Raw genomic sequence first — 22,098 nt, 5'->3', positions numbered from 1 at the left:
ATGTACCACGCCATCGTCTTCCTGCCCCTGGTGGGCTTTCTGATCGCGGGGATCTTCGGCTCGAAGATCGGCGCGCGGGCGAGCGAAGTGGTGACCACATCGCTTCTGGCGGTGGCCTGCGCGCTGGCGTGGGTCGCCTTCGTCCGGGTCGGCTTCTACGGCGAGGCGGCGCATGTGCGCGTCGCGAGCTGGATCATGGTCGGCGACCTCAATGTCGACTGGGCCTTCCGCATCGACACCCTGACGGCGGTGATGCTCATCGTCGTCACCTCCGTCTCCATGCTCGTGCATCTCTACTCCATCGGCTACATGCACGAGGATCCGGCACGCCCGCGCTTCTTCGCCTATCTGTCGCTTTTCACCTTCGCCATGCTCATGCTGGTGACCGCCGACAATCTCGTGCAGATGTTCTTCGGCTGGGAAGGCGTGGGACTGGCGAGCTATTTGCTCATCGGCTTCTGGTACGACAAGCCGTCGGCCAATGCCGCCGCCATCAAGGCCTTCGTCGTCAACCGCGTCGGCGATTTCGGCTTCCTACTCGGCATTTTCCTCCTCTTCGTGCTGTTCGGGTCGGTTTCCTTCGAGAATATTTTCTCGCGCACGGGCGAGTTCGCCAATGCCACCTTCCATATCTTCGGCCATGACTTCCCGGCCCTGACGGTCGCGGCGCTCCTGCTCTTCATGGGCGCGATGGGCAAGTCGGCTCAGTTCCTGCTGCACACCTGGCTGCCGGACGCGATGGAGGGCCCGACACCCGTCTCCGCCCTCATCCATGCGGCGACCATGGTGACCGCCGGCGTCTTCATGGTGGCGCGCATGTCGCCCGTCTTCGAGATGGCACCGGGGGCGCTCGCCGTCGTCACGGTGATCGGCGGTATCACCGCCTTCTTCGCCGCCACGATCGGCCTGGTGCAGAACGACATCAAGCGCGTCATCGCCTATTCGACCTGCTCGCAGCTCGGCTACATGTTCGTGGCGCTTGGTGTCGGCGCCTATTCGGCCGGCATCTTCCACCTCTTCACCCATGCCTTCTTCAAGGCGCTGCTGTTCCTGGGCGCAGGCTCGGTCATCCACGCGATGCATCACGAGCAGGACATGCGCCACATGGGGGGCCTCCGGCGCTACATTCCCTTCACCGCCGCCATGATGGCGATCGGCAATCTGGCGCTCACGGGCTTTCCCTTCACGGCCGGCTATTTCTCCAAGGACGCCATTATCGAGGCGTCCTATGTGTCACATACGCCGGGGGCGGGCTTCGCCTTCCTGGCGACGGTGATCGCCGCGCTCTTCACCTCGTTCTATTCCTGGCGGCTTTATTTCCTGACCTTCGAGGGCAGCGCCCGCTGGGGCAGCCACGCCGCCGCGACACGTGCGTTGCACGAGGGCGTGTCGCACGGCGGCAGCGCCGACCAGGGCGGGCACGGCCATGACGTGGAGCCCGCCTCGCACACGCCCCATGGCCAGGACGACCATGGCCACGACGACCATGCTCACGGCCATGATGAGCACCGGCCGCACGAGAGCCCGCTCGTCATGCTGCTGCCGCTCGCCGTGCTCGCCATCGGGGCGCTCTTCGCGGGCTTTGCCTTCCGGCCGTTCTTCATCGGCGAGGGCTACGACGCCTTCTGGAAGGGCGCGATCTTCACCGGGGCGGAGAACCACATCCTGCACGACATGCACGAAGTGCCGGCCTGGGTCGCCTGGTCGCCCTTCGTGATGATGCTGATCGGTTTCCTCATCGCCTTCTGGTTCTACATCCTCGATCCGCGGGTGCCGGTCAGCCTCGCCGAGGCGAATCCGTTCCTCTACCGGTTCCTGCTCAACAAGTGGTATTTCGACGAGATCTACGACTTCCTCTTCGTGCGTCCGGCGAAGTGGCTCGGTCGTTTCCTGTGGCAGAAGGGCGACGGCTGGTTCATTGACGGCCTTGGGCCTGACGGGGTCTCGGCAAGGGTCGTCGATGTCACCAACCGGGTCGTGCGCCTGCAGACCGGCTATGTCTATCACTACGCCTTCGCCATGCTGATCGGCGTGGCCGCCTTCGTGACATGGTATCTGGTCGGGGGAGCGCAGTGATGTTCGGCTTCGGCATTCTCTCCGGCCTTCTCATCCTGCCGCTCGTCGGTGCGGCCTTCATCCTGACGCTCCGCGGCGAGGAGGAGGCGGTCGCCTCAAACGCCCGCTGGGCGGCGCTCGCCACGACGGTGCTCACCTTCCTCCTGTCTCTCGTCGCCTGGTCGCGGTTCGATGCCTCGAACCCCGCCTTCCAGCTGGTCGAGACGCACCGCTGGATCAGCGAATCCATCGCCTTCAAGCTCGCCGTGGACGGCTTCTCCATGCCGTTCATCCTGCTAACGGCCTTCCTCATGCCCTTCTGCATGCTGGCGTCGTGGAAGTCGATCCACGACCGGGTGAAGGCCTATTTCGTCGCCTTCCTGGTGCTCGAGACCACCATGATCGGGGTCTTCGCGGCCTCCGATCTCGTGCTCTTCTACCTGTTCTTCGAGGCCGGCCTCATCCCGATGTTCCTCATCATCGGCATCTGGGGCCACGACCGGCGCATCTACGCGAGCTTCAAATTCTTCCTCTACACGCTGCTCGGCTCCGTGCTGATGCTGCTGGCCATTTTGGCCATGTACTGGGATGCGGGCACGACCGACATCGCCAGCCTGCTGCAGCACAAATTCGCGCCGACCATGCAGATCTGGCTATGGCTCGCCTTCTTCTCCTCCTTCGCGGTGAAGATGCCGATGTGGCCGGTGCATACCTGGCTGCCCGACGCCCACGTCGAGGCGCCGACCGCGGGCTCGGTGATCCTCGCCGGCATTCTCCTGAAGATGGGCGGCTACGGCTTCATTCGTTTCTCTATCCCGATGTTCCCGGAGGCCTCCGCCTATTTCGCGCCGCTCGTCTTCGCGCTGTCGGTGGTCGCCATCATCTACACCTCGCTGGTCGCCTTGATGCAGGAGAACATCAAGAAGCTCATCGCCTATTCGTCCGTGGCGCATATGGGCTTCGTGACAATGGGGCTCTTCACCCTGACGCAGCAGGGCATCCAGGGTGCCATGTTCCAGATGGTGAGCCACGGCCTCGTCTCGGGCGGCTTGTTCCTTGCGGTGGGCGTCATCTACGACCGCATGCATACGCTGCGCATCGACGCCTATGGGGGGCTGGTGCAGCGCATGCCCCTCTACGCGCTCGTCTTCATGGTGCTCACCATGGCCAATGTCGGCCTGCCCGGCACCTCCGGCTTCGTCGGCGAATTCCTGACGCTGATGGGCGCCTTCAAGGCCAATGCCTATGTGGCGATCCTGGCCTCGACCGGCGTCATCCTGTCGGCCGCCTATGCGCTCTGGCTCTATCGCCGCGTCGTGTTCGGGAAGCTTGAGAAGCCGAGCCTCAAGGCCATTACCGATCTCGACACCCGCGAGATCGTCATGTTCGTGCCGCTCGTCCTGCTCGTCATCTGGTATGGCGTACAGCCGGGAGCGATTCTCGATGCCTTCTCGGCCTCGACCGACAATCTGATGCGCACGACCGAAGCGGCACTGGCGGGCATCAAGACCGCCGCCGCTTTCACCCTGCAGTAAGGCCTGACACCGATGACCCCGCTCGTTCCAGCATTCAGCGTCGTCCTGCCGGAGTTTCTCCTCGCGCTTGGTGCGCTCGTGCTCATCCTGATCGGTGCGATCCGGGGCGAACGTGCCGCGCCGCTCGTCAATGTGCTCTCCATCGCGCTCCTCGTCCTCGTCGGGCTCGCGTTGGTCGTGCAGGGCCCTGAGCGCGTGGAAGCCTTCAGCGGGTCTTTCGTCGTCGATGGCTTCGCGCGCTTCATGAAGATGCTGTCGGTCGTCGGCGCTGCGGCGGCGCTACTCTTGGCGCGTGATTTCTTCCGCCGCGAAAGCATCGAGCGCTTTGAGTTCCCGATCCTGGTTGTGCTGTCGACGCTCGGCATGATGATCATGATCTCGGCGAACGACCTCATCGCCCTCTATCTCGGGCTCGAGCTGCAGAGCCTTGCCATCTACGTCATCGCTGCCTTCGATCGGGATAATCCCCGCTCGTCCGAGGCCGGCCTGAAATATTTCGTCCTCGGCGCTCTCTCGTCCGGCATGCTGCTCTACGGCGCCTCCCTGGTCTATGGCTTCACGGGCACGGTCGCCTTCCCGGGCATCGCGGCATCCGTCGCCGGTGGCCACGCGGGGGCCGGCCTCGTCTTCGGCCTGGTCTTCATCGCCGCGGGGCTCGCCTTCAAGATTTCAGCCGTGCCCTTCCACATGTGGACGCCCGACGTCTACGAGGGCGCACCGACACCGGTGACGGCCTTCATGGCGGCAGCCCCGAAGATGGCGGCGATGGCACTGACGGTGCGCGTCTTCGTTTCCGCCTTCCCCGGCATCATCGACCAGTGGCGTCAGATTATCGTCTTCGTCGCCATCGCCTCCATGCTGCTCGGCTCCTTCGCCGCTATCGGCCAGCGCAATATCAAGCGCCTGATGGCCTATTCCTCCATCGGCCATATGGGCTACGCGCTCGTCGGGCTTGCGGCCGGCACCGCGGGCGGTGTCCAGAGCGTCATGGTCTATATGGCGCTCTATCTCGCCATGACGCTCGGCTCCTTCGCCTGCATCATCGCCATGCGTCGCGAGGGCGGATCCGTCGAGGAGATCGAAGATCTCGCCGGCTTGTCGCGCAGCCAGCCGATGCTCGCTTTCCTCTTCGCGATGCTGCTCTTCTCGCTCGCCGGCATTCCGCCGCTCGCCGGCTTCTTCGCCAAGCTCTACGTCTTCGGCGCGGCTGTCGAGGCTCAGCTCTACGGATTGGCGGTGGTCGGCGTTCTGGCGAGCGTCGTCGGCGCCTATTATTACCTGCGCATCGTCAAGCTGATGTATTTCGACGAGCCGAAGGGCGCGCCTTACGGACCGATGGCGCCGGATGTGAGGTTCGTGCTCGGGCTGTCGAGCGTGGTCGTCCTGCTATTCTGGCTGGTGCCGTCTCCGCTCGTCGGCGCCGCAGCCGCAGCGGCCAAGTCGCTGTTCTGATGGCCTTCACGCTTGGTGCGGAGGCACGCGCCGCCGGCTTTCAGCTCGTTCAGTTCGACAGGCTCGGCTCGACCAATGCGGAGGCCCTGGTCCGCGGCCGGTCAGGCGAGCGAGGGCCGACTTGGTTCGTGGCGCGCGAGCAATCGGCAGCACGCGGCCGCCGCGGCAATGCCTGGGCGTCGCCGGCCGGTAATCTGGCGGCTTCGCTCCTGAAGGTCGTCGACGTGCCGCCGCCGCTCGCCGCCACGCTCGGTTTCGTGGCGGGGCTGGCGCTGGCCGATGCGCTCGCCGAGGTCGCGCCCTATCTCGGCCGAGGCTCCAGCGCCGAGCCGAGCGGGCGTGTTGCGCTCAAATGGCCCAACGACGTGCTCGTGGACGGCGCCAAGCTCGCCGGAATTCTGCTCGAAAGCGAGCAGACCGACCATGGACGCGCACTGGTCATCGGCATCGGCGTCAATGTGGCGAGCGCTCCCGAAGGCCTACCTTATCCCGCTGCGGCGCTTGCCTCGCTCGGGGTCTCGGTCACTGCGGAAACCCTCTTCACGGCGCTGTCCGACAGCTGGGTCGCCTGCGAAGGACTGTGGGACCAGGGACGGGGGCTTTCGGCCGTTCGCCGACGCTGGCTCGATCGCGCCGCCGGGCTCGGTCGCCCGGTTGCGGTGCGTATCGGGCAGCAAATCCTGCGCGGAACCTTTGAAACCATCGACGACTCAGGCCAACTCGTCCTAAGGCGAGCGGACGGCGGTACCGCCGCAATTGCCGCAGGTGACGTTCATTTCGGCGAGGCGGCAACGGCGCGGGCCTGAAGAAAGGCGCGTGACTTTTGCGGACGGTGGTCCACTTTTTTGATATTGCGCGCTTCCGGTCAGGACACAGCGACCGGGCAAGCGAAGGAAGGATAGGAGGGAATGGCGTCCCGCACGGACAGCTTGGTTTTCGCAGCCCTGGGTGGTCTCGGCGAAATCGGCATGAATCTCGGCCTCTATGGCTTCGGGCCGGAGGGGCAACGCAAATGGCTGATGGTCGATTGCGGGATAAGCTTCGCGGGGGAGGATGTTCCGGGCGTCGATCTCATCCTGCCCGACATCCGCTTCATCGAGGAGGAGCGCGACAATCTCGTCGGCATCGTCATCACCCATGCCCATGAGGATCATATCGGCGCCATCGCCGACCTGTGGCCGCGGCTCAGGGCGCCGCTCTTTGCGACGCCCTTCGCCGCCGGCTTGCTGGAGGCGCGGCGGCTCTCCGAGCCGGGGGCTCCGAAGGTGCAGATCACGGTCGTGCCGCAGGGCGGGCGCTTTTCCCTGCCGCCCTTCGACTGCGAATTCATCCCCGTCGCCCATTCCATACCGGAAGCCTGCGCGCTCGCCATCCGCACGCCGCTCGGGCTCGTGGTCCATTCAGGCGATTGGAAGATCGACCCGACGCCGACCATCGGCCTGCCGACCGACGAGGCGCGGCTCAGGGCGCTGGGCGAGGAGGGCGTGCTCGCCTTCATCTGCGATTCGACCAATGTGCTGCGCGACGGCGTAAGCCCGAGCGAAGCCGATGTCGAAGTCGGTCTGGCGGAGCTCATCAAGTCCGCCCCCGCGCGGGTCGCCGTCACCACCTTCGCCTCCAATGTGGCCCGGCTTTATGCCGTCGCGAAGGCTGCGGCAGAGGCGGAGCGGGAGGTCGTGGTTTTCGGCCGCGCAATGGAGCGGGTCCTCGACGTTGCCGGCGACTGCGGCTACCTCGAAGGACTGCCGCCGTTCCGCTCGCCGGACGTCTACGGCTATCTGCCGCGCGACAAGGTCTTGGCGCTTCTCACCGGCAGCCAGGGCGAACCGCGGGCAGCCCTGGCGCGGGTTGCGAGCGACAGCCATCCCGACATCTCGCTCTCGCCGGGCGATCGCGTGATCTTCTCCTCGCGGACGATTCCGGGCAATGAGCGCCCCGTCAACCGCATCATCAACGAGCTGTCACGCCGGGGCATCGAGGTGATCACCGATCGCACGCATCTCGTGCATGTCTCCGGTCACCCGCGGCGCGGCGAACTACAAGCGCTCTACAGCTGGTTGAGGCCGCAGATCGCCATTCCCGCCCATGGCGAGGCGCTGCACCTCACCGAGCATCGCGCCTTCGCCAAGGCGCAAGGCGTGCCGCATGTGCTCAGGCCGCTCAACGGCGACCTGGTGCAGCTCGCGCCGGGCAAGCCCGCCATTGTCGATACGATCCCGGTCGGGCGCGTCTACAAGGACGGGACGGTGCTCGTCGGCATGGGCGAGCCCGCCATCCCCGAGCGCCGGCGGCTCGCCTTCAGCGGCATCGTCTCCGTATCGCTCGCCCTCGACAGCCGAGGCGAGATCACCGGCGACCCGCAGATCTCCTTCTCCGGCATGCCGGCTGCCGTGAGCGACGGCGAGATGCTCGAACTCATCGACGATGCCGTCGCCGACGTCCTGGACGGCTTGCCGCGCGCCAAGCGTCGCGACCCGGACAGCGTCGCCAAGGCCATCGAGCGGGCGGTGCGGGCGGAGGTCCAGCACGCCTGGGGCAAGAAGCCCACCTGCCATGTCCATGTCCTCGCGGTATAAGGACCGCAGGACGAGGACATCGGGATGATCGGTCGGCTCAATCACGTGGCCATCGCCGTCAAGGATCTGGCGGCGGCGCGCGCCCTCTACCGGGACGTGCTGGGGGCCGCCGTTTCCGAGCCGCAGGACCTGCCGGCGCACGGCGTCACGGTCGTCTTCGTGACCTTGCCCAACACGAAGGTCGAGTTGCTCGCGCCCTTGGGCACGGCGTCGCCGATCGGCCGCTTCCTCGAGCGCAACCCGGATGGCGGCATCCACCATATCTGCTACGAAGTGCCCGATATCGGCGCCGCACGGGATAGGCTGCTCGCATCGGGAGCACGGCTTCTCGGGCCGGGCGAGCCGCAGATCGGCGCCCACGGCAAGCCGGTCGTCTTCCTTCATCCCAAGGATTTCGGCGGCGTTTTGATCGAGCTGGAACAGGCGTGAACCGGCTTCAAGGAGGAATCCGTGGCGTTCACAGACTATCTGCCGATGTCGACCATCGCGGGATCCATCGCGATCTTTTTTTTGGTCTGGTGGATGACGCTGTTTGCCGTCCTGCCGTTCTGGGTCAAAAGCCAGACCGAGGACGGTGGCGAGGTGACCCACGGTACCGAGCCCGGCGCACCGCAGCACCCGCAATTGTTGCGCAAGGCGCTCGTCAATACGCTGGTGGCAGCCGTGGTCTTTGTGATCATCAGCGTTATCGTACAGTTGGTGAAAATTTAAGCGCCAGCCGCGGTTCGGGCAGTTGTCGATGACACATAAAAAAAGCAAGGCTTCCGCCTTGCTTTAAGAACATTTTGTTCTTGAATCGCCTCGTTCCGGACATGGGCGCGATTGGCGCCTCGTTCATAAGGCGATATTTCCTCCCGAGACCTGGACCGAGCCCTCAGCTGCCGATGGCCTGCCGAGGACATTCATCCGCCACAATTCATACGCTAACCAAGCCGGCTTGTCATCCTTTTGTGCAGGGCTTGCCTGCATTTTTTGCATCCTTTTTAGTTTTTTCTAAATCTATAGAACTCGCAAAGGCTTGCGGCTGGATCTGCAAGTATGATCTCGGTCGGCCCTTTCGCTCTGCGGCCCGATGAAAACCTGCCGACATAAATCTGTCATGCCCACGAAAATTGCGGCTTTGTTTTTGCCCGAATTGATCGCTTTAGCTGCAGGTCGATCGACACCAATGTGGCGCCGAGCGATGGGCGACGAGGACAAGGGCACGGCCGGCACGGTATATCCCGTGGAACTGCTTGTATTTTTAGCGTCATAGGTATTGTCTCAGCCGTGCCGAATCTCAATGATCGTCAAATCTCCTGATGCAAGGTCACGATGCGCCTCAGCCGATATTTTCTCCCGGTCCTGCGTGAAACGCCCAAGGAAGCAGAGATTGTTTCCCACCGCCTGATGTTGCGCGCCGGCCTTGTTCGTCAGGAATCCGCCGGGATCTATGCTTGGCTGCCACTCGGCCTGAAGGTGCTCAACAAAGTGGCTGGGATCGTGCGCGAGGAGCAGAACCGCTCGGGCGCCATCGAGCTTCTGATGCCCACCATCCAATCGGCCGATCTCTGGCGGGAGTCGGGGCGCTACGAAGCCTATGGCAAGGAAATGCTGCGCATCTCCGACCGGCATGAGCGCGAGATGCTCTACGGCCCGACCAATGAGGAGATGATCACCGAGATCTTTCGCGCTTATGTCAAGTCATACAAGGACTTGCCGCTCAATCTCTATCATGTGCAGTGGAAGTTCCGCGACGAGATCCGGCCGCGCTTCGGCACCATGCGCTCGCGCGAATTCCTCATGAAGGACGCCTATTCCTTCGATGTGGACCAAGCGGGCGCACGCCATTCCTACAACAAGATGTTCGTGGCCTATCTCAGAACCTTTGCGCGCCTTGGGCTGAGCGCCATCCCGATGCAGGCCGACACCGGGCCGATCGGCGGCGATCTTTCGCACGAGTTCATCATCCTCGCCGATACCGGCGAGAGCGAAGTGTTCTGCCACAAGGACTTCATCGACTTTCCCATTCCGGCCGCCGACACCGATTTCGACGATGGCGCGGGCCTGCAGGCGATCGTCGACCAGTGGACCTCGCTCTATGCCGCCACCTCGGAAAAGCACGAGGAGGCCCGCTATGCTGCAATTCCCGACGACAAACGCCTGTCGGCGCGCGGCATCGAGGTCGGCCATATCTTCTATTTCGGCACCAAATATTCCGCGCCGATGCGGGCGACCGTGACCGCGCCCGACGGCCAGGAAGTCCCCGTTCATATGGGCTCCTATGGCATCGGCCCGTCGCGGCTCGTCGCCGCCTTGATCGAGGCGAGCCATGACGACAAGGGCATCATCTGGCCGGATGCCGTCGCCCCCTTCGACGTGGCGCTCATCAATCTCAAGGTGGGCGATACGGCGACCGACGATGCGGCGATGCGCATCTACAAGGCGCTCGCCCTGCGCGGCCGCGAGGCGCTCTACGACGACACCGACGACCGCCCGGGTGCTAAATTCGCCAGTGCCGATCTCATCGGCCTGCCGTGGCAGATCGTCGTCGGGCCGAAGAGCCTCGCCGAAGGCAAGGTCGAGGTGAAGCGGCGCGCGACCGGCGAGCGGGAACTCCTCACCATCGAGGAGGCGGTCAACAAGGTTGCGGGGTGATATCGGGGTGGTGAGGGGGCCGGAGACAAGGATCGGATGACGGCAGAACCCGAGGTGGATTCGACGCGCCCCTTCGCAGCATTCGAGTGGATGTTGGCTTGGCGCTATCTACGAGCACGGCGCCGCGAAGGCTTCATTTCCGTCATCGCCGGTTTCTCCTTTCTCGGCATCACTCTGGGCGTCGCCACCCTTATCGTGGTCATGTCCGTGATGAACGGCTTCCGCGAGGAGCTCCTGTCGAAGATCGTCGGCGTGAACGGCCATATCTTCGTCCAGCCGATCGACAGCCCCCTGACCGACTACGCCGAGGTGGCCAAGCGCATCGAGGCTGTCGACGGCGTTTCGCTCGCCGTGCCGCTCGTCGAGGGTCAGGCCCTCGCTTCCTCTGCGCAGACCGGCAACAACAACGGCGCGCTGGTGCGCGGCGTGCGCGAGGCCGATCTCGCGCGCATCCCCTATATCGCCGGCACGATCCGCGAGGGAACGCTCGCCGGCTTCGACGAGAAGGGCGGCGTCGCCATAGGCCGCAGGCTCGCCGAATTCCTTGGGGTGAGGGTAGGGGATACGCTGACCATCATCTCGCCGCGGGGCGCGGCCACGCCGATGGGGGTAGCGCCGCGCATCAAGTCCTATCCGGTGGTCGCCATCTTCGAGATCGGCATGTCGGAATTCGACAGCACCTTCGTCTTCATGCCCTTGCCGGAGGCCCAGAACTTCTTCAATCGTGACGGCGATGTCAGCGTGATCGAGGTCTTCCTCAGGGACGCCGACGCCGTCGATGCCGCCCGCGACCGCATCGACGCCGCCGCCGGCCGGCCGATCATGATGAGCGACTGGCGGCAGCGTAACCGCACCTTCTTCTCGGCGCTCGAGGTGGAGCGCAATGTGATGTTCCTCATCCTGACGCTGATCGTGCTGGTGGCCGCCCTGAATATCGTTTCCGGCCTCATCATGCTCGTGAAGGACAAGGGCGAGGATATCGCGATCCTGCGCACCATGGGGGCGACGCGCGGCGCGATCATGCGCGTGTTCCTCATTACCGGCGCCTCCATAGGCATCGTCGGAACCCTGGCCGGCTTTTTCCTCGGCCTCACCATCGCGCTCAATGTGGAATCAATCCGGGCCTTCCTGTCGCAGCTGACGAACACCAATCTCTTTCCCGCCGAGCTCTATTTCCTCAGCCGCCTGCCGGCGGTGATCGAACCCGGCGAGGTGGTCACCGTGGTGGCGACGGCCATCATCCTTTCGCTCATCGCGACGCTCTACCCGAGCTGGCGGGCCGCACGGCTCGATCCAGTCGAAGCCTTGCGCTACGGATGAGCGGATGACGACGCCTCCGCCTCCCGCTCTCTTCCTGTCGCGTGTCGAACGGCGCTATGTGCAGGGAACATCGACGCTCGATATCCTCCGTGGGGCCGATCTCGCCGTTTGGCCCGGCGAGATCGTGGCGCTTGTCGCCCCCTCCGGCACGGGCAAATCGACCCTTCTCCATGTCGCCGGGCTCTTGGAGCGGCCGGACGCGGGCGAGGTCTATGTCGGCGCCAAGCCGACGGTTGCCCTCGACGATGCCGAGCGAACGCGCTTGCGACGGGTCGACATCGGCTTCGTCTATCAGTTCCACCATCTCCTGCCGGAGTTTTCCGCCCTCGAGAATGTCGTCATGCCGCAGCTCATCCGCGGTCTCGACAAGCACGTGGCGCGCCAGCGCGCGACCGATCTTCTGAGCTTCCTCGGTCTTGCCCAGCGCCTCGATCACCGGCCGGCGGAGCTCTCTGGCGGCGAACAGCAGCGGGTGGCGATCGCCCGTGCCGTCGCCAACGGCCCGCGCGTGCTCCTCGCCGACGAGCCCACCGGCAATCTCGACCCGCATACCGCCGATCATGTCTTCGCGACATTGATCGCGCTCGTGCGAGCGGCGCGCGTCGGCGCGATCATCGCCACCCACAACCGTGAGCTCGCCCAGCGTATGGACCGGCGGGTCACAATCCGCGACGGCATAGTCGTCTCGCTGGATTAGGCGTTCTACCGCAATTGATCCGCATGCGAATGGTGACGCAGGGGCTTGGCCCCTGTGATCGCCCTTCTGCGCCCGCCGGGTAACATTCCCCTGCCGTCTGCCCAAGCACGCAACACATCATTAACCCTCAGCGCGCTCACCCCGCACGGGAGCATCATCAGCACTTGTTCAAGAACAAAACACGTACATAATGGAACATAGAAGAAACACTGAGGAGGCCGTCATGGTGCAATGGTTTTTCGGGCGAGTTGTCGAACTGGCATCGCTTGGACTTTTCGTCGCGATGATCGGGCTATGGGCCAGCGCCGCGAGCCTGCCCGCCTGACAGTCGGCGCGAATCCACAGATAGTCGCGCGTGCCCCCTCGACCGTGGCCTGTCGTGCCTTAAGGTCGAGCCGTGCCCTGGGCTGCAGCGGATAAAGTTCTCGGATCATGGATAAGATCTTCAGCGACGTCGGCTTCGTTCATCTCCATGTCCATTCGTCCTATTCTCTGCTCGAAGGCGCGCTGACGATCCCCGTGTTGACGAAGCTGGCGCAGGCCGACGGCATGCCGGCGCTGGCGCTCAGCGACACGAACAATCTCTTCGGGGCGCTCGAGTTCTCGGAAAAGCTCGCCGGTGCCGGCATTCAGCCGATTGCCGGGCTGCAGCTCACGGTCGAATTCGAGCCGCCGGATCCGACGGTACGCCAGCCCCTTGGGCCGAGAACGCTGCCGCATGTCGTGTTGCTCGCGGCAACCGCCGAGGGCTATGGCAATCTCATGCGGCTGACGAGCCGCGCCTTTCTCGACACGCCGACAGGCGAGGGGACACATGTGCCCCTCAGCCTTCTGGACGAGCTTCAGGAAGGGCTGATCGCGCTGACCGGTGGTCCCGGCGGTCCCCTCGATACGGCGCTGCGCGAGGGACGCTCCGATCTCGCAGCCGACCGCCTCAGACGGCTGATGGAGATCTTCGGCGATCGGCTCTATGTGGAGCTCCAGCGCCATGGCCGCGACGAAGAGGCGCTGGTCGAGCCCGAGCTCCTGCGCCTCGCCTATGCCTCCAGCGTACCGCTCGTTGCCACCAACGAACCCTTCTTCGCCAAGGCCGACGACTACGAAGCCCATGATGCGCTGCTCGCCATTGCCGAGGGCCGGCTGGTCGCCGACGACAAGCGTCGACGCCTGACAAACCGGCATAATTTCAAGACGCGTGCCGAGATGGTGAAGCTCTTCTCGGACCTGCCCGAGGCGCTTCAATCCACGGTCGAGATCGCCATGCGCTGCGCCTATCGGCCGCGCACGCGCAAGCCCATTCTGCCGCGCTTCGGCAGCATCGAGGTCGATGAGGGGGCGGAACTGCGGCGCCAGGCGGAGGAGGGGCTCACCGCGCGGCTCGCGATGCATCCGCCGGCGCCGGGCTTGACCGAGGCCGATTACCGCGCGCGGCTCGATTTCGAGCTCTCGGTCATCGAGCGCATGCAATATCCGGGATACTTCCTCATCGTCTCGGACTTTATCAAATGGGCGAAGGCGCACGACATTCCGGTCGGGCCTGGCCGCGGATCGGGCGCGGGCTCGCTCGTCGCCTATTCGCTCACCATCACCGACCTCGATCCCCTGCGCTTCGGGCTGCTCTTCGAGCGCTTTCTCAATCCCGACCGCGTCTCGATGCCGGACTTCGACATCGACTTCTGCCAGGATCGGCGCGAGGAGGTGATCTCCTATGTCCAGAGCCGCTACGGAGAGGACAAGGTGGCCCAGATCATCACCTTCGGCACCCTGCAGGCGCGCGGCGTCATGCGCGACGTCGGCCGCGTGCTCGAAATGCCCTATGGGCAGGTCGACAAGCTGACCAAGCTCGTGCCGCAGAATCCGGCCAATCCGGTCACCCTGAAGAAGGCGATCGAGGACGAGCCGAAACTGCAGGCGGCCGCCAAGGAAGAGCCGGTCGTCGGGCGCATGCTCGGCATCGCCCAGAAGCTCGAGGGGCTGCACCGCCACGCCTCGACCCATGCGGCCGGCATCGTCATCGGCGACCGGCCGCTCGAAGAGCTGGTGCCACTCTATCGCGATCCGCGCTCGGGCATGCGCGTCAGCCAGTTCAACATGAAATGGGTGGAGCCGGCGGGGCTCGTCAAATTCGACTTCCTGGGCCTCAAGACGCTCACCGTTCTGCGCACCGCCGTCGACCTCATCAAGAAGCGCGGCATCGCCATCGATCTGGCGACCATTCCGCTCGACGATCGCAAGACCTACGAGGTTCTCGGCCGTGGCGAGACGGTCGCGATCTTCCAGGTGGAAAGCACCGGCATGCGCAAGGCGCTCGTCGAGATGCGCGCCGACCGGCTGGAGGACCTGATCGCCCTCGTCGCGCTCTATCGTCCCGGTCCCATGGCCAATATTCCCGTCTATTGCGCGCGCAAGCACGGCCAGGGGGAGCCGGAGGCGGAGTGGTACCTCCACGAGAAGCTGCGGCCGATCCTCAACGAGACCTTCGGCATCATCATCTACCAGGAACAGGTGATGCAGGTCGCGCAGGCGCTGTCGGGCTACTCGCTTGGCGAAGCCGATCTCCTGCGCCGTGCCATGGGCAAGAAGATCAAGGCGGAGATGGATGCCCAGCGCGAGCGTTTCGTGTCGGGCGCCATCGAGCGCGGCCTCACCAAGCAGCTCGCCGACGAGATATTCGACCTTCTCGCCAAATTTGCCGACTACGGCTTCAACAAGAGCCATGCGGCGGCCTATGCGCTAGTCTCCTATCAAACCGCCTATCTCAAGGCGAATTACCCGGTCGAGTTCCTGGCCGCGTCGATGACGCTCGAACTCGACAATACCGACAAGCTGTCCGAATTTCGGCGCGAGGCCGAGCGCCTGGGGATCAAGGTGGAAGCACCCTCGATCAACCGGTCAGGCGTCGTCTTCGAGGTGCATTACGATGCCGAGGAGCAGGGTGTCATCCGCTATGCGCTGGCGGCGCTCAAGGGCGTCGGCCGCCACGCCGTGGAAGGGCTGGTCGCATCCCGGGGCGAGAAGCCCTTCGGCGACCTCGCCGATTTCGCCCGCCGCTTCAATCCGCGGCTCGTCAACAAGCGCACGCTCGAAGCGCTGATCGCGGCGGGTGCTTTCGACGAGCTCGAACCCGATCGCGCGCGCGCCTTTGCGGCCATCGACGCCATGATGGCGGTCGCGGCCCGCACCGTCGCGGCGCAGACCGATGGGCAGAATGATTTCTTCGGTGGCCCCACGGCCGAGCCCGAGCCGCTGCGCATCCCGCCCTACGAGCCCTGGCTGCCGGCCCAGCGTTTGCAGAAGGAATATGACGCGGCGGGCTTCTTCCTCACCGGTCATCCGCTCGACGAATATGGTGCGCTTCTGGAAAAGCTGAGGGTGCAGCGCTGGAGCGACTTCGCCCGCGCCGTGCGCGGCGGAACGAGCATGGGGCGGCTAGCCGCAACCGTCCTCGACCGCACCGAGCGGCGCACGAAGAGCGGCTCGAAAATGGGCATCGTCACCGTGTCGGATCAGAGCGGGCATTTCGAGGCCATCATCTTCGCCGAGGGCTTGATGCAGTTCCGCGATCTACTCGAGCCCGGCAAGGCGGTCATCCTGCTCGTGCAGGCTTCGGCCGAGGGCGAGGAGGTGAGGGCGCGCATCCAATCGGTCGAGCCGCTCGATTCGGCCGTGTCGAAACATCACAAGAGCCTGCGCATCTTCGTGCGCGACGAGGCGCCACTGCCGATCGTGGCCGAGCGGCTCAAGGCGCGCGGCGACGGCGACGTTTCGCTCGTGCTGATGCTCGAGGAGAAGCAGGAGGTCGAGGTGAAGCTTCCCGGCCGTTACCCGACGACGCCGCAGATAGCGAGCGCGCTACGCGCCATTCCGGGCGTGGTCCACGTCGAGATGCATTGAGGGATATCGCCCTAGCGGAGCGCCGCGCGACGGCGGTCCGGGTTGCGCCGTGGAGCGCATTGGCCGCAAAGGTCATTCCGCTCACGTGGCTCCGGAACGACCAGTATCGTTGCAGCGCCGCAAAGACTTGCGTCTTGGTGCTCCGACCCGTATAAGCGCGCCCATCCCACACGCGGAGTAAGCCCACCCGGGCAATCCGGTGGCCGGTTATCCGGCCAAGGCTCCGCGGAGGCATGAACCGGAGACAAATAGAGATGGCGCTTCCCGATTTCTCGATGCGCCAGCTGCTGGAAGCTGGTGCGCATTTCGGCCACCAGTCCCACCGCTGGAATCCGAAGATGGAACAGTTCATCTTCGGCACGCGTAACAATATCCACATCATCGATCTCGCCCAGACGGTGCCGGCCTTCTATCGGGCACTGCAGGCGATTTCCGACACAGTCGCCGCCGGCGGACGCGTGCTCTTCGTGGGCACCAAGCGTCAGGCTGCTGATGCGGTCGCCGATGCTGCCAAGCGCTCGGCACAGTATTACGTGAACTCGCGCTGGCTCGGCGGCATGCTGACCAACTGGAAGACGATTTCCGGCTCGATCCAGCGCCTGCGCAAGCTCGACGAGACGCTGACGTCCGGCGCCCAGGGCCTGACCAAGAAGGAGCGCCTCATGCTCTCGCGGGAGCGCGAGAAGCTCGAGCGCGCCCTTGGCGGCATCAAGGACATGGGCGGCACGCCCGATCTCCTGTTCGTGATCGACACGAATAAGGAGCAGCTCGCCATTAAGGAGGCGCAACGCCTCGGCATTCCGGTGGCCGCCATCGTCGACACCAACAGCGATCCCGACGGGATCACCTTCGCCGTTCCGGCCAACGACGACGCCGGTCGGGCGATCGTGCTCTATTGCGACCTCGTCGCCCGCGCCGCCATCGACGGCATCTCGCGCGGTCACGGCGATATGGGCATGGATATGGGCGAGGCGGAAGCGCCCATGGTCGAGGAGCTGCCGGTAGAAGATGTTCCGGCCGCGTCGACGTCGGAAGACGTGTTCGAGCGGCTCGGTGCTCCCCGTGGTGCGCCCGACGACATGACCAACTTGAACGGCGTCGGTCCCGAGCTCGAAAAGAATCTGAACGAGGCCGGGATCTTCCATTATTGGCAGATCGCCGCGCTCAAGCCGGAAGATATCGCCGCCCTCGACGCCGAGCTGAAGCTGCACGGCCGCATCGAGCGCGACGGCTGGGTCGCCCAGGCCCGCGCGCTCACCGAGGCGGTGAGCTGAGCAAGAGGGAAATCGCGCCGGCGGGATGTCTCCGCCGGCCGATTTGACGACGACAGAGCATTCGGGTGGTCCGGCCGAAAGGCGGCGACCGCGTGAATCGATGACGCTCCGGGGCAGGCCCTTCCGAGGATCGGAATGCCTGCTCCGCTGTTATGTTTGAGCGATGATTGACCTCTGGCCGGCCTCGCGCTTGAGAAGAAGCGGGGCACGGCCGATCATGACGAGGGATGACGATGGCCAGCATCAGCGCGGCGATGGTGAAGGAGCTCCGCGAGAAGACCGGCGCGGGCATGATGGACTGCAAGACGGCGCTGACGGAGACGGATGGCGACATCGAGGCCGCGGTCGACTGGCTGCGCAAGAAGGGCCTTTCGAAGGCTGCCAAGAAGTCCGGCCGCGTCGCTGCGGAAGGTCTCGTCGCGGTGGAGTCGCCCGGCCACTCGGCGGCCATTGTCGAGGTGAATTCCGAGACCGATTTCGTCGCGCGCAACGACAATTTCCAGGCCTTCGTGCGCGAGGTGGCAAAGCTCACGCTCAATGTCGAGCCGACGGTCGAGGCGATCGAGCAGGCGCATTTCCCGGGCTCGCAGACGACCGTCAAGGATCGCCTCCAGGAACTCATCGCCACCATCGGCGAGAACATGACGATCCGCCGTGCGGCGAAGCTCGCGGTCAGCCAGGGTATCATCGCCACCTACGTGCATAATGCCGTCGGCGATGGGCTCGGCAAGATCGGCGTCCTCGTCGCGCTGGAATCGACGGGGGACGTCACGCAGCTCGGCACGCTGGGGCGCCAGATCGCCATGCATGTCGCGGCCGCCAATCCGCTGGCGCTCGATTCGGCTGGTTTGCCCGCCGAGACGGTGGCGCGCGAAAAGGCCATTCTCGCCGAAAAGCATGCGGGCAAGCCTGCCAATGTCGTCGAGAAGATCGTCGACAGCGGCCTCAAGACCTATTTCAAGGAGGTCTGCCTCCTCGACCAGGCCTTCATTCATGAGCCCTCGAAATCGGTGGCTCAGGTCCTGAAGGAGGCCGAAGGGCGCGTCGGCGGGCCGATCAAGCTCACCGGTTTCGTACGCTATGCCCTCGGCGAGGGTATCGAGAAAGAGGAAGCCGATTTCGCCGCCGAGGTAGCGGCGGCGGCCGGCGGCCAGAGCTGACGAACGACAACGGCGCCATCAGGCGCCGTTTTCATATGGGCCGGGATGGTCCAATGCTGAGACGAGACAACGGAGAGACCTGACGGATGCGGATCAAGCGGGCGCTCATCAAACTCTCGGGCGAGGTTTTGGCCGGATCCGGCAGCGCTGGGCTCAGCGGCCAGATGCTGACGCAAGTCGCCAACGATATCGCGACCGCGGCCCAAGCCGGCCACGAGATTGCGATCGTCGTGGGCGGCGGCAATTTCTTCCGCGGGGTGCAGGGGCTGAACAAGGGCCTCGACAGGCCGACGGCTGATTCCATCGGTATGCTCGGCACGGTGATGAATGCGCTCGCTCTCGAACATGCGATCGAGGCGGCCGGGGTTCCGGCGCGGGCGATGTCGGCCGTTCCCATGCCGTCGCTCTGCGAAAGCTATGCGCGCCGGCGTGCCCTCGATCATCTCGCCCACGGCAAAGTGGTGGTGCTCGGCGGCGGCCTCGGCAATCCTTATTTCACGACCGATACGCCCGCCGTGCTGCGGGCGGCGGAATTGTCCTGCGAAGCCCTGCTGAAGGCGACGAATGTGGACGGCGTCTACAGCGCCGACCCGAAGAAGGACCCGACCGCCACACGTTTCGACAGCCTGACCCACGACGAGGCGATCGCCAAGAATCTGAAGGTCATGGACACTGCCGCCTTTGCGCTGGCGCGCGAGGCGGGGCTCACGATCGTCGTTTTTTCGATCCTGGAGCAGGGAGCCATTCGCCGTGTGCTCGACGGGGAAGGGCACGCCACCATCGTCGCCCCCTGAAGAGACACCATTTCGAGGCGACGAACAGCCGCGCTCGGCCCATCTTGAACGACCCGACGGTTTCCTTGCGGGAAAAAAGGCGTTAGGGCTGGAGCCGATCCCACGCGAGGATTCCATGCGCCGCGCTTGACCTGGGGGGCGAGCCGCGCTCATCGTCGCGCAAGACAGAGAACACAAGGGCCATTCTGAAATGACTGCCACGCCTTTCGACCTCTCCGATGTCAAGCGGCGCATGCAGGGAGCCGTGCAGGCCTTTCGCCACGATCTCGCGAGCCTCCGCACCGGCCGCGCCTCCCCCAATCTTCTCGATCCCATCCAGATCGAGGCCTATGGTGCCACGATGCCGATCAATCAGGTCGCCACGGTCAGCGTGCCTGAACCGCGCCTGATCAGCGTCCAGGTTTGGGATCGGGGCATGGTGGCCGCCGTGGAGAAGGCCATTCGCGAATCCGACCTCGGTCTCAACCCGCAGACCGAAGGCCAGGTCATCCGCTTGCGCATTCCGGAGATGACGGAGCAGCGGCGCAAGGAGATGGTGAAGGTCGCGCATAAATATGCCGAGGACGCGCGCATCGCCGCCCGGCATGTCCGCCGCGACGGTCTCGACCATCTCAAGAAGCTCGCCAAGGACGGCGAGATCAGCGAGGATGATCAGGCTCGCGAAGCGGATCTGGTGCAAAAGGCCACCGACCAGACCATCGCCGAAATTGACCAGCTGCTGGGAACCAAGGAAAAGGAAATCCTGCAGGTCTGATCGCCGCGGGACGGGCCCATCTGTCCGGCGAGCATGGATCGGTCGGCGAGGCGGTTGCTCGAGGCTGGTTTGCGGGGCGCTTGGCGAGCCGAGCCATGGGGGCAAGAGCAATTTCATGAACGCCGGTTTCCTCTCAGAGCCTTTGCTCCGCCCCTCCGGTGCGGCAAGTCGGCTCGCGTTCCCCGGGTCTTTTTCATGGCGATCGAGGCCTCGGCCCGTCGGGGGCAGGGCATGAGCGCGTCGCCCGAGAAGCCGATGCTCACAGGTTCCCGTCCCGACGGCGCGCTTCCGGCGCATGTGGCGATCATCATGGACGGGAACGGCCGATGGGCCGCCCGCCGCGGATTGCCGCGCTTCGAGGGCCATCGCCGGGGTATGGAAGCGCTCCGGGCAACCGTGCGGACGGCCGGTGATCTCGGCATTCGTTATTTGACGATCTACGGGTTCTCGGCGGAGAACTGGAGCAGGCCCGCCGCCGAGGTGGCAGAACTGATGAGCCTGCTGCGCCATTTCGTGCGGCGCGACTTGGCCGAGCTTCATCGCAACAATGTACGTGTGCGCATCATCGGCACGCGCGAGGGGCTCGCGCCGGACGTCGTCGGCCTGCTGGCCGAAGCCGAAAGCCTGACGCGCAACAATACGGCGCTGACGCTCGTCGTCGCCTTCAATTACGGCGGCCGCCAAGAGATCGTGCGGGCGGCGCGAAGCCTCGCCGCGGAAGTTGCAGCCGGACGCCTGACGCTCGACGCCATCGACAGCGATGCGCTCAGCCGGCATCTCGACACGGCCGAGATTCCGGATCCCGATCTCGTCATCCGAACCTCGGGCGAGCAGCGCCTGTCAAATTTCCTGCTGTGGCAGGCGGCCTATGCCGAATTCGTCTTCACGCCCGTGCTGTGGCCGGATTTCGATCGCCAAGCCTTCGAGGAGGCGCTTGCCGAATTCCAGCGCCGGGAACGTCGCTTCGGCGGCTTGAGCAGCGCGACGGGCTGACGATGGGCGATGGTGCGGAGCCGGCCGAAGGACCTGCTCGATCGCGAACGAGTTCCGAACTGGCGCTCAGGATTCTGTCGGGCATCGTGCTCGCAGCGGCCGTGCTCGGAGCGACCTTCTGGGGCGGACTTCCCTTTGCGCTGATCTGGGCGGTGGCAGCCGGCGGCGTCGCCTATGAATGGCAGTCCCTGACCGACCAGCAGGAGGTGATACGGCAGCGAGCGCGGGCGGTTGCGCTCCTGGTCGCGGCGGCGGCGCTCGCGCTCCATCTCGCCGGTGCCCTCGTTGGCGGGCTGCTGATCGCGGCCGCGGCCCTCTTGGCCGGCATCGGCCGGAACGGCAGCAGGGCCAAACGCGCGGCGCGCATCGCGGGCGTTCTCTACGCGGCGGTCATTGCGATCGTGCCGGTGGCGGCGCGCCAGGGCGAGTGGGGCCTGCTTCTGGTGCTGTGGATATTCGCGGTGGTCTGGACCACTGACGTCCTCGCCTATGCCTGTGGGCGCCTGATCGGCGGCCCGAAACTCTGGCCGCGGGTCAGCCCGAAGAAGACATGGTCCGGTTTCCTCGGCGGTGTTGCAACCGGTGCCTTCGCCGGCTGGCTCGTCGCCGGAACCTCCCTCGTGGGAGGGCCGGCTCCCTTTGCCACCTGGATCATCTTGGTCGCTTCGGCCGTTGCGGCCATCGCTTCGCAAGCCGGCGACCTGGCAGAATCGGCGCTGAAGCGCCGTGTCGGCGTGAAGGATACGGGCAGCATTATCCCCGGGCACGGCGGCCTGATGGACCGGCTCGATTCCTTCTGGGCGGTGTCGCTTCTCGTCGGCCTCGGCCTCCTCATCCAGCTGGCCTGAGATAGCCTCGCTCTCGCCGTGATTGCCTGTTCATCGTGGCCCTGTGAAAGGTCGCGGTTTCCCCCACCGTGTATCTTGCACGGCAGATCCTCATCGGGGACAGTATCCT

Annotated in this window: 17 protein-coding genes; all 17 read left to right on the top strand. The window is 64.9% G+C overall.

Features of this window, described 5'->3' with window-relative positions; translation table 11 throughout:
• The 17 genes from nuoL (at window position 1) to ACFQU1_RS24405 (ending at window position 21,989) form a co-directional block, all read left to right on the top strand.
• On the top strand, window positions 1-2,076 hold the full coding sequence (gene nuoL / locus ACFQU1_RS24485; RefSeq protein ID WP_378137716.1) for an NADH-quinone oxidoreductase subunit L: 2,076 nt from the start codon (window positions 1-3) through the stop codon (window positions 2,074-2,076).
• Complete coding sequence (locus tag ACFQU1_RS24480) at window positions 2,076-3,590, top strand: NADH-quinone oxidoreductase subunit M (protein ID WP_378137714.1); 1,515 nt, start codon at window positions 2,076-2,078, stop codon at window positions 3,588-3,590. The genes nuoL and ACFQU1_RS24480 overlap by 1 nt, the downstream gene beginning before the upstream one ends.
• 12 nt (window positions 3,591-3,602) lie before the next feature.
• Complete coding sequence (gene nuoN / locus ACFQU1_RS24475) at window positions 3,603-5,042, top strand: NADH-quinone oxidoreductase subunit NuoN (protein WP_378137712.1); 1,440 nt, start codon at window positions 3,603-3,605, stop codon at window positions 5,040-5,042.
• Entirely contained in the window at window positions 5,042-5,848 is an 807-nt protein-coding gene (locus ACFQU1_RS24470; protein WP_378137710.1) for a biotin--[acetyl-CoA-carboxylase] ligase, read from the top strand. The genes nuoN and ACFQU1_RS24470 overlap by 1 nt, the downstream gene beginning before the upstream one ends.
• A gap of 102 nt (window positions 5,849-5,950) precedes the next feature.
• A complete protein-coding gene (locus ACFQU1_RS24465) occupies window positions 5,951-7,618 on the top strand; it encodes a ribonuclease J (RefSeq protein ID WP_378137708.1) in 1,668 nt (555 codons plus the stop codon).
• A 24-nt stretch (window positions 7,619-7,642) separates the two neighbouring features.
• Window positions 7,643-8,047, top strand: a complete 405-nt coding sequence (gene mce, locus ACFQU1_RS24460) for a methylmalonyl-CoA epimerase (RefSeq protein ID WP_378137706.1) — start codon at window positions 7,643-7,645, stop codon at window positions 8,045-8,047.
• A gap of 21 nt (window positions 8,048-8,068) precedes the next feature.
• Window positions 8,069-8,329, top strand: coding sequence for a DUF1467 family protein (locus ACFQU1_RS24455; RefSeq protein WP_378137704.1), 261 nt, complete (start codon window positions 8,069-8,071; stop codon window positions 8,327-8,329).
• A 603-nt stretch (window positions 8,330-8,932) separates the two neighbouring features.
• On the top strand, window positions 8,933-10,255 hold the full coding sequence (proS, locus tag ACFQU1_RS24450) for a proline--tRNA ligase (RefSeq protein WP_378137702.1): 1,323 nt from the start codon (window positions 8,933-8,935) through the stop codon (window positions 10,253-10,255).
• A 36-nt stretch (window positions 10,256-10,291) separates the two neighbouring features.
• Complete coding sequence (locus ACFQU1_RS24445) at window positions 10,292-11,575, top strand: lipoprotein-releasing ABC transporter permease subunit (protein WP_378137700.1); 1,284 nt, start codon at window positions 10,292-10,294, stop codon at window positions 11,573-11,575.
• A 4-nt stretch (window positions 11,576-11,579) separates the two neighbouring features.
• Window positions 11,580-12,272: an ABC transporter ATP-binding protein gene (locus ACFQU1_RS24440; protein ID WP_378137698.1), complete on the top strand. Its 693-nt coding sequence runs from the start codon at window positions 11,580-11,582 to the stop codon at window positions 12,270-12,272.
• Window positions 12,273-12,704: 432 nt separating this feature from the next.
• Window positions 12,705-16,166, top strand: a complete 3,462-nt coding sequence (dnaE, locus tag ACFQU1_RS24435; protein WP_378137696.1) for a DNA polymerase III subunit alpha — start codon at window positions 12,705-12,707, stop codon at window positions 16,164-16,166.
• A 254-nt stretch (window positions 16,167-16,420) separates the two neighbouring features.
• A complete protein-coding gene (locus tag ACFQU1_RS24430; protein WP_378137694.1) occupies window positions 16,421-17,440 on the top strand; it encodes a 30S ribosomal protein S2 in 1,020 nt (339 codons plus the stop codon).
• A gap of 233 nt (window positions 17,441-17,673) precedes the next feature.
• Window positions 17,674-18,600 carry a translation elongation factor Ts gene (gene tsf / locus ACFQU1_RS24425; RefSeq protein WP_378137692.1) on the top strand — a complete coding sequence of 309 codons (927 nt, stop codon included), beginning with the start codon at window positions 17,674-17,676 and terminating at the stop codon, window positions 18,598-18,600.
• A gap of 86 nt (window positions 18,601-18,686) precedes the next feature.
• On the top strand, window positions 18,687-19,394 hold the full coding sequence (gene pyrH / locus ACFQU1_RS24420) for a UMP kinase (RefSeq protein WP_378137690.1): 708 nt from the start codon (window positions 18,687-18,689) through the stop codon (window positions 19,392-19,394).
• A gap of 190 nt (window positions 19,395-19,584) precedes the next feature.
• Window positions 19,585-20,148 (top strand): ribosome recycling factor, encoded by a 564-nt coding sequence (gene frr / locus ACFQU1_RS24415; protein ID WP_378137688.1) that lies wholly within the window; start codon window positions 19,585-19,587, stop codon window positions 20,146-20,148.
• 231 nt (window positions 20,149-20,379) lie between these two features.
• Entirely contained in the window at window positions 20,380-21,141 is a 762-nt protein-coding gene (locus ACFQU1_RS24410) for an isoprenyl transferase (protein ID WP_378137686.1), read from the top strand.
• A gap of 2 nt (window positions 21,142-21,143) precedes the next feature.
• The gene (locus tag ACFQU1_RS24405; RefSeq protein ID WP_378137684.1) at window positions 21,144-21,989 is read left to right on the top strand and encodes a phosphatidate cytidylyltransferase; all 846 of its coding nucleotides are present in this window, start codon (window positions 21,144-21,146) and stop codon (window positions 21,987-21,989) included.
• Window positions 21,990-22,098 lie beyond the last annotated feature (109 nt).

The sequence above is a fragment of the Chelatococcus sp. GCM10030263 genome (assembly GCF_042666455.1).
GTDB lineage: Bacteria > Pseudomonadota > Alphaproteobacteria > Rhizobiales > Beijerinckiaceae > Chelatococcus.
Note: the sequence above shows the minus strand (reverse complement) of the source record. Positions and strands in the feature narration are given on the sequence as shown.

Bases quoted from the DNA above. Each gene is read 5' to 3' on its own strand.
- mce (WP_378137706.1), top strand. From the start codon at position 7,643: ATGATCGGTCGGCTCAATCACGTGGCCATCGCCGTCAAGGATCTGGCG.
- ACFQU1_RS24480 (WP_378137714.1), top strand. From the start codon at position 2,076: ATGTTCGGCTTCGGCATTCTCTCCGGCCTTCTCATCCTGCCGCTCGTC.
- nuoL (WP_378137716.1), top strand. From the start codon at position 1: ATGTACCACGCCATCGTCTTCCTGCCCCTGGTGGGCTTTCTGATCGCG.
- pyrH (WP_378137690.1), top strand. From the start codon at position 18,687: ATGCGGATCAAGCGGGCGCTCATCAAACTCTCGGGCGAGGTTTTGGCC.
- ACFQU1_RS24410 (WP_378137686.1), top strand. From the start codon at position 20,380: ATGAGCGCGTCGCCCGAGAAGCCGATGCTCACAGGTTCCCGTCCCGAC.
- ACFQU1_RS24445 (WP_378137700.1), top strand. From the start codon at position 10,292: ATGACGGCAGAACCCGAGGTGGATTCGACGCGCCCCTTCGCAGCATTC.
- tsf (WP_378137692.1), top strand. From the start codon at position 17,674: ATGGCCAGCATCAGCGCGGCGATGGTGAAGGAGCTCCGCGAGAAGACC.
- nuoN (WP_378137712.1), top strand. From the start codon at position 3,603: ATGACCCCGCTCGTTCCAGCATTCAGCGTCGTCCTGCCGGAGTTTCTC.
- ACFQU1_RS24405 (WP_378137684.1), top strand. From the start codon at position 21,144: ATGGGCGATGGTGCGGAGCCGGCCGAAGGACCTGCTCGATCGCGAACG.
- dnaE (WP_378137696.1), top strand. From the start codon at position 12,705: ATGGATAAGATCTTCAGCGACGTCGGCTTCGTTCATCTCCATGTCCAT.
- ACFQU1_RS24470 (WP_378137710.1), top strand. From the start codon at position 5,042: ATGGCCTTCACGCTTGGTGCGGAGGCACGCGCCGCCGGCTTTCAGCTC.
- ACFQU1_RS24430 (WP_378137694.1), top strand. From the start codon at position 16,421: ATGGCGCTTCCCGATTTCTCGATGCGCCAGCTGCTGGAAGCTGGTGCG.
- frr (WP_378137688.1), top strand. From the start codon at position 19,585: ATGACTGCCACGCCTTTCGACCTCTCCGATGTCAAGCGGCGCATGCAG.
- ACFQU1_RS24465 (WP_378137708.1), top strand. From the start codon at position 5,951: ATGGCGTCCCGCACGGACAGCTTGGTTTTCGCAGCCCTGGGTGGTCTC.
- proS (WP_378137702.1), top strand. From the start codon at position 8,933: ATGCGCCTCAGCCGATATTTTCTCCCGGTCCTGCGTGAAACGCCCAAG.
- ACFQU1_RS24440 (WP_378137698.1), top strand. From the start codon at position 11,580: ATGACGACGCCTCCGCCTCCCGCTCTCTTCCTGTCGCGTGTCGAACGG.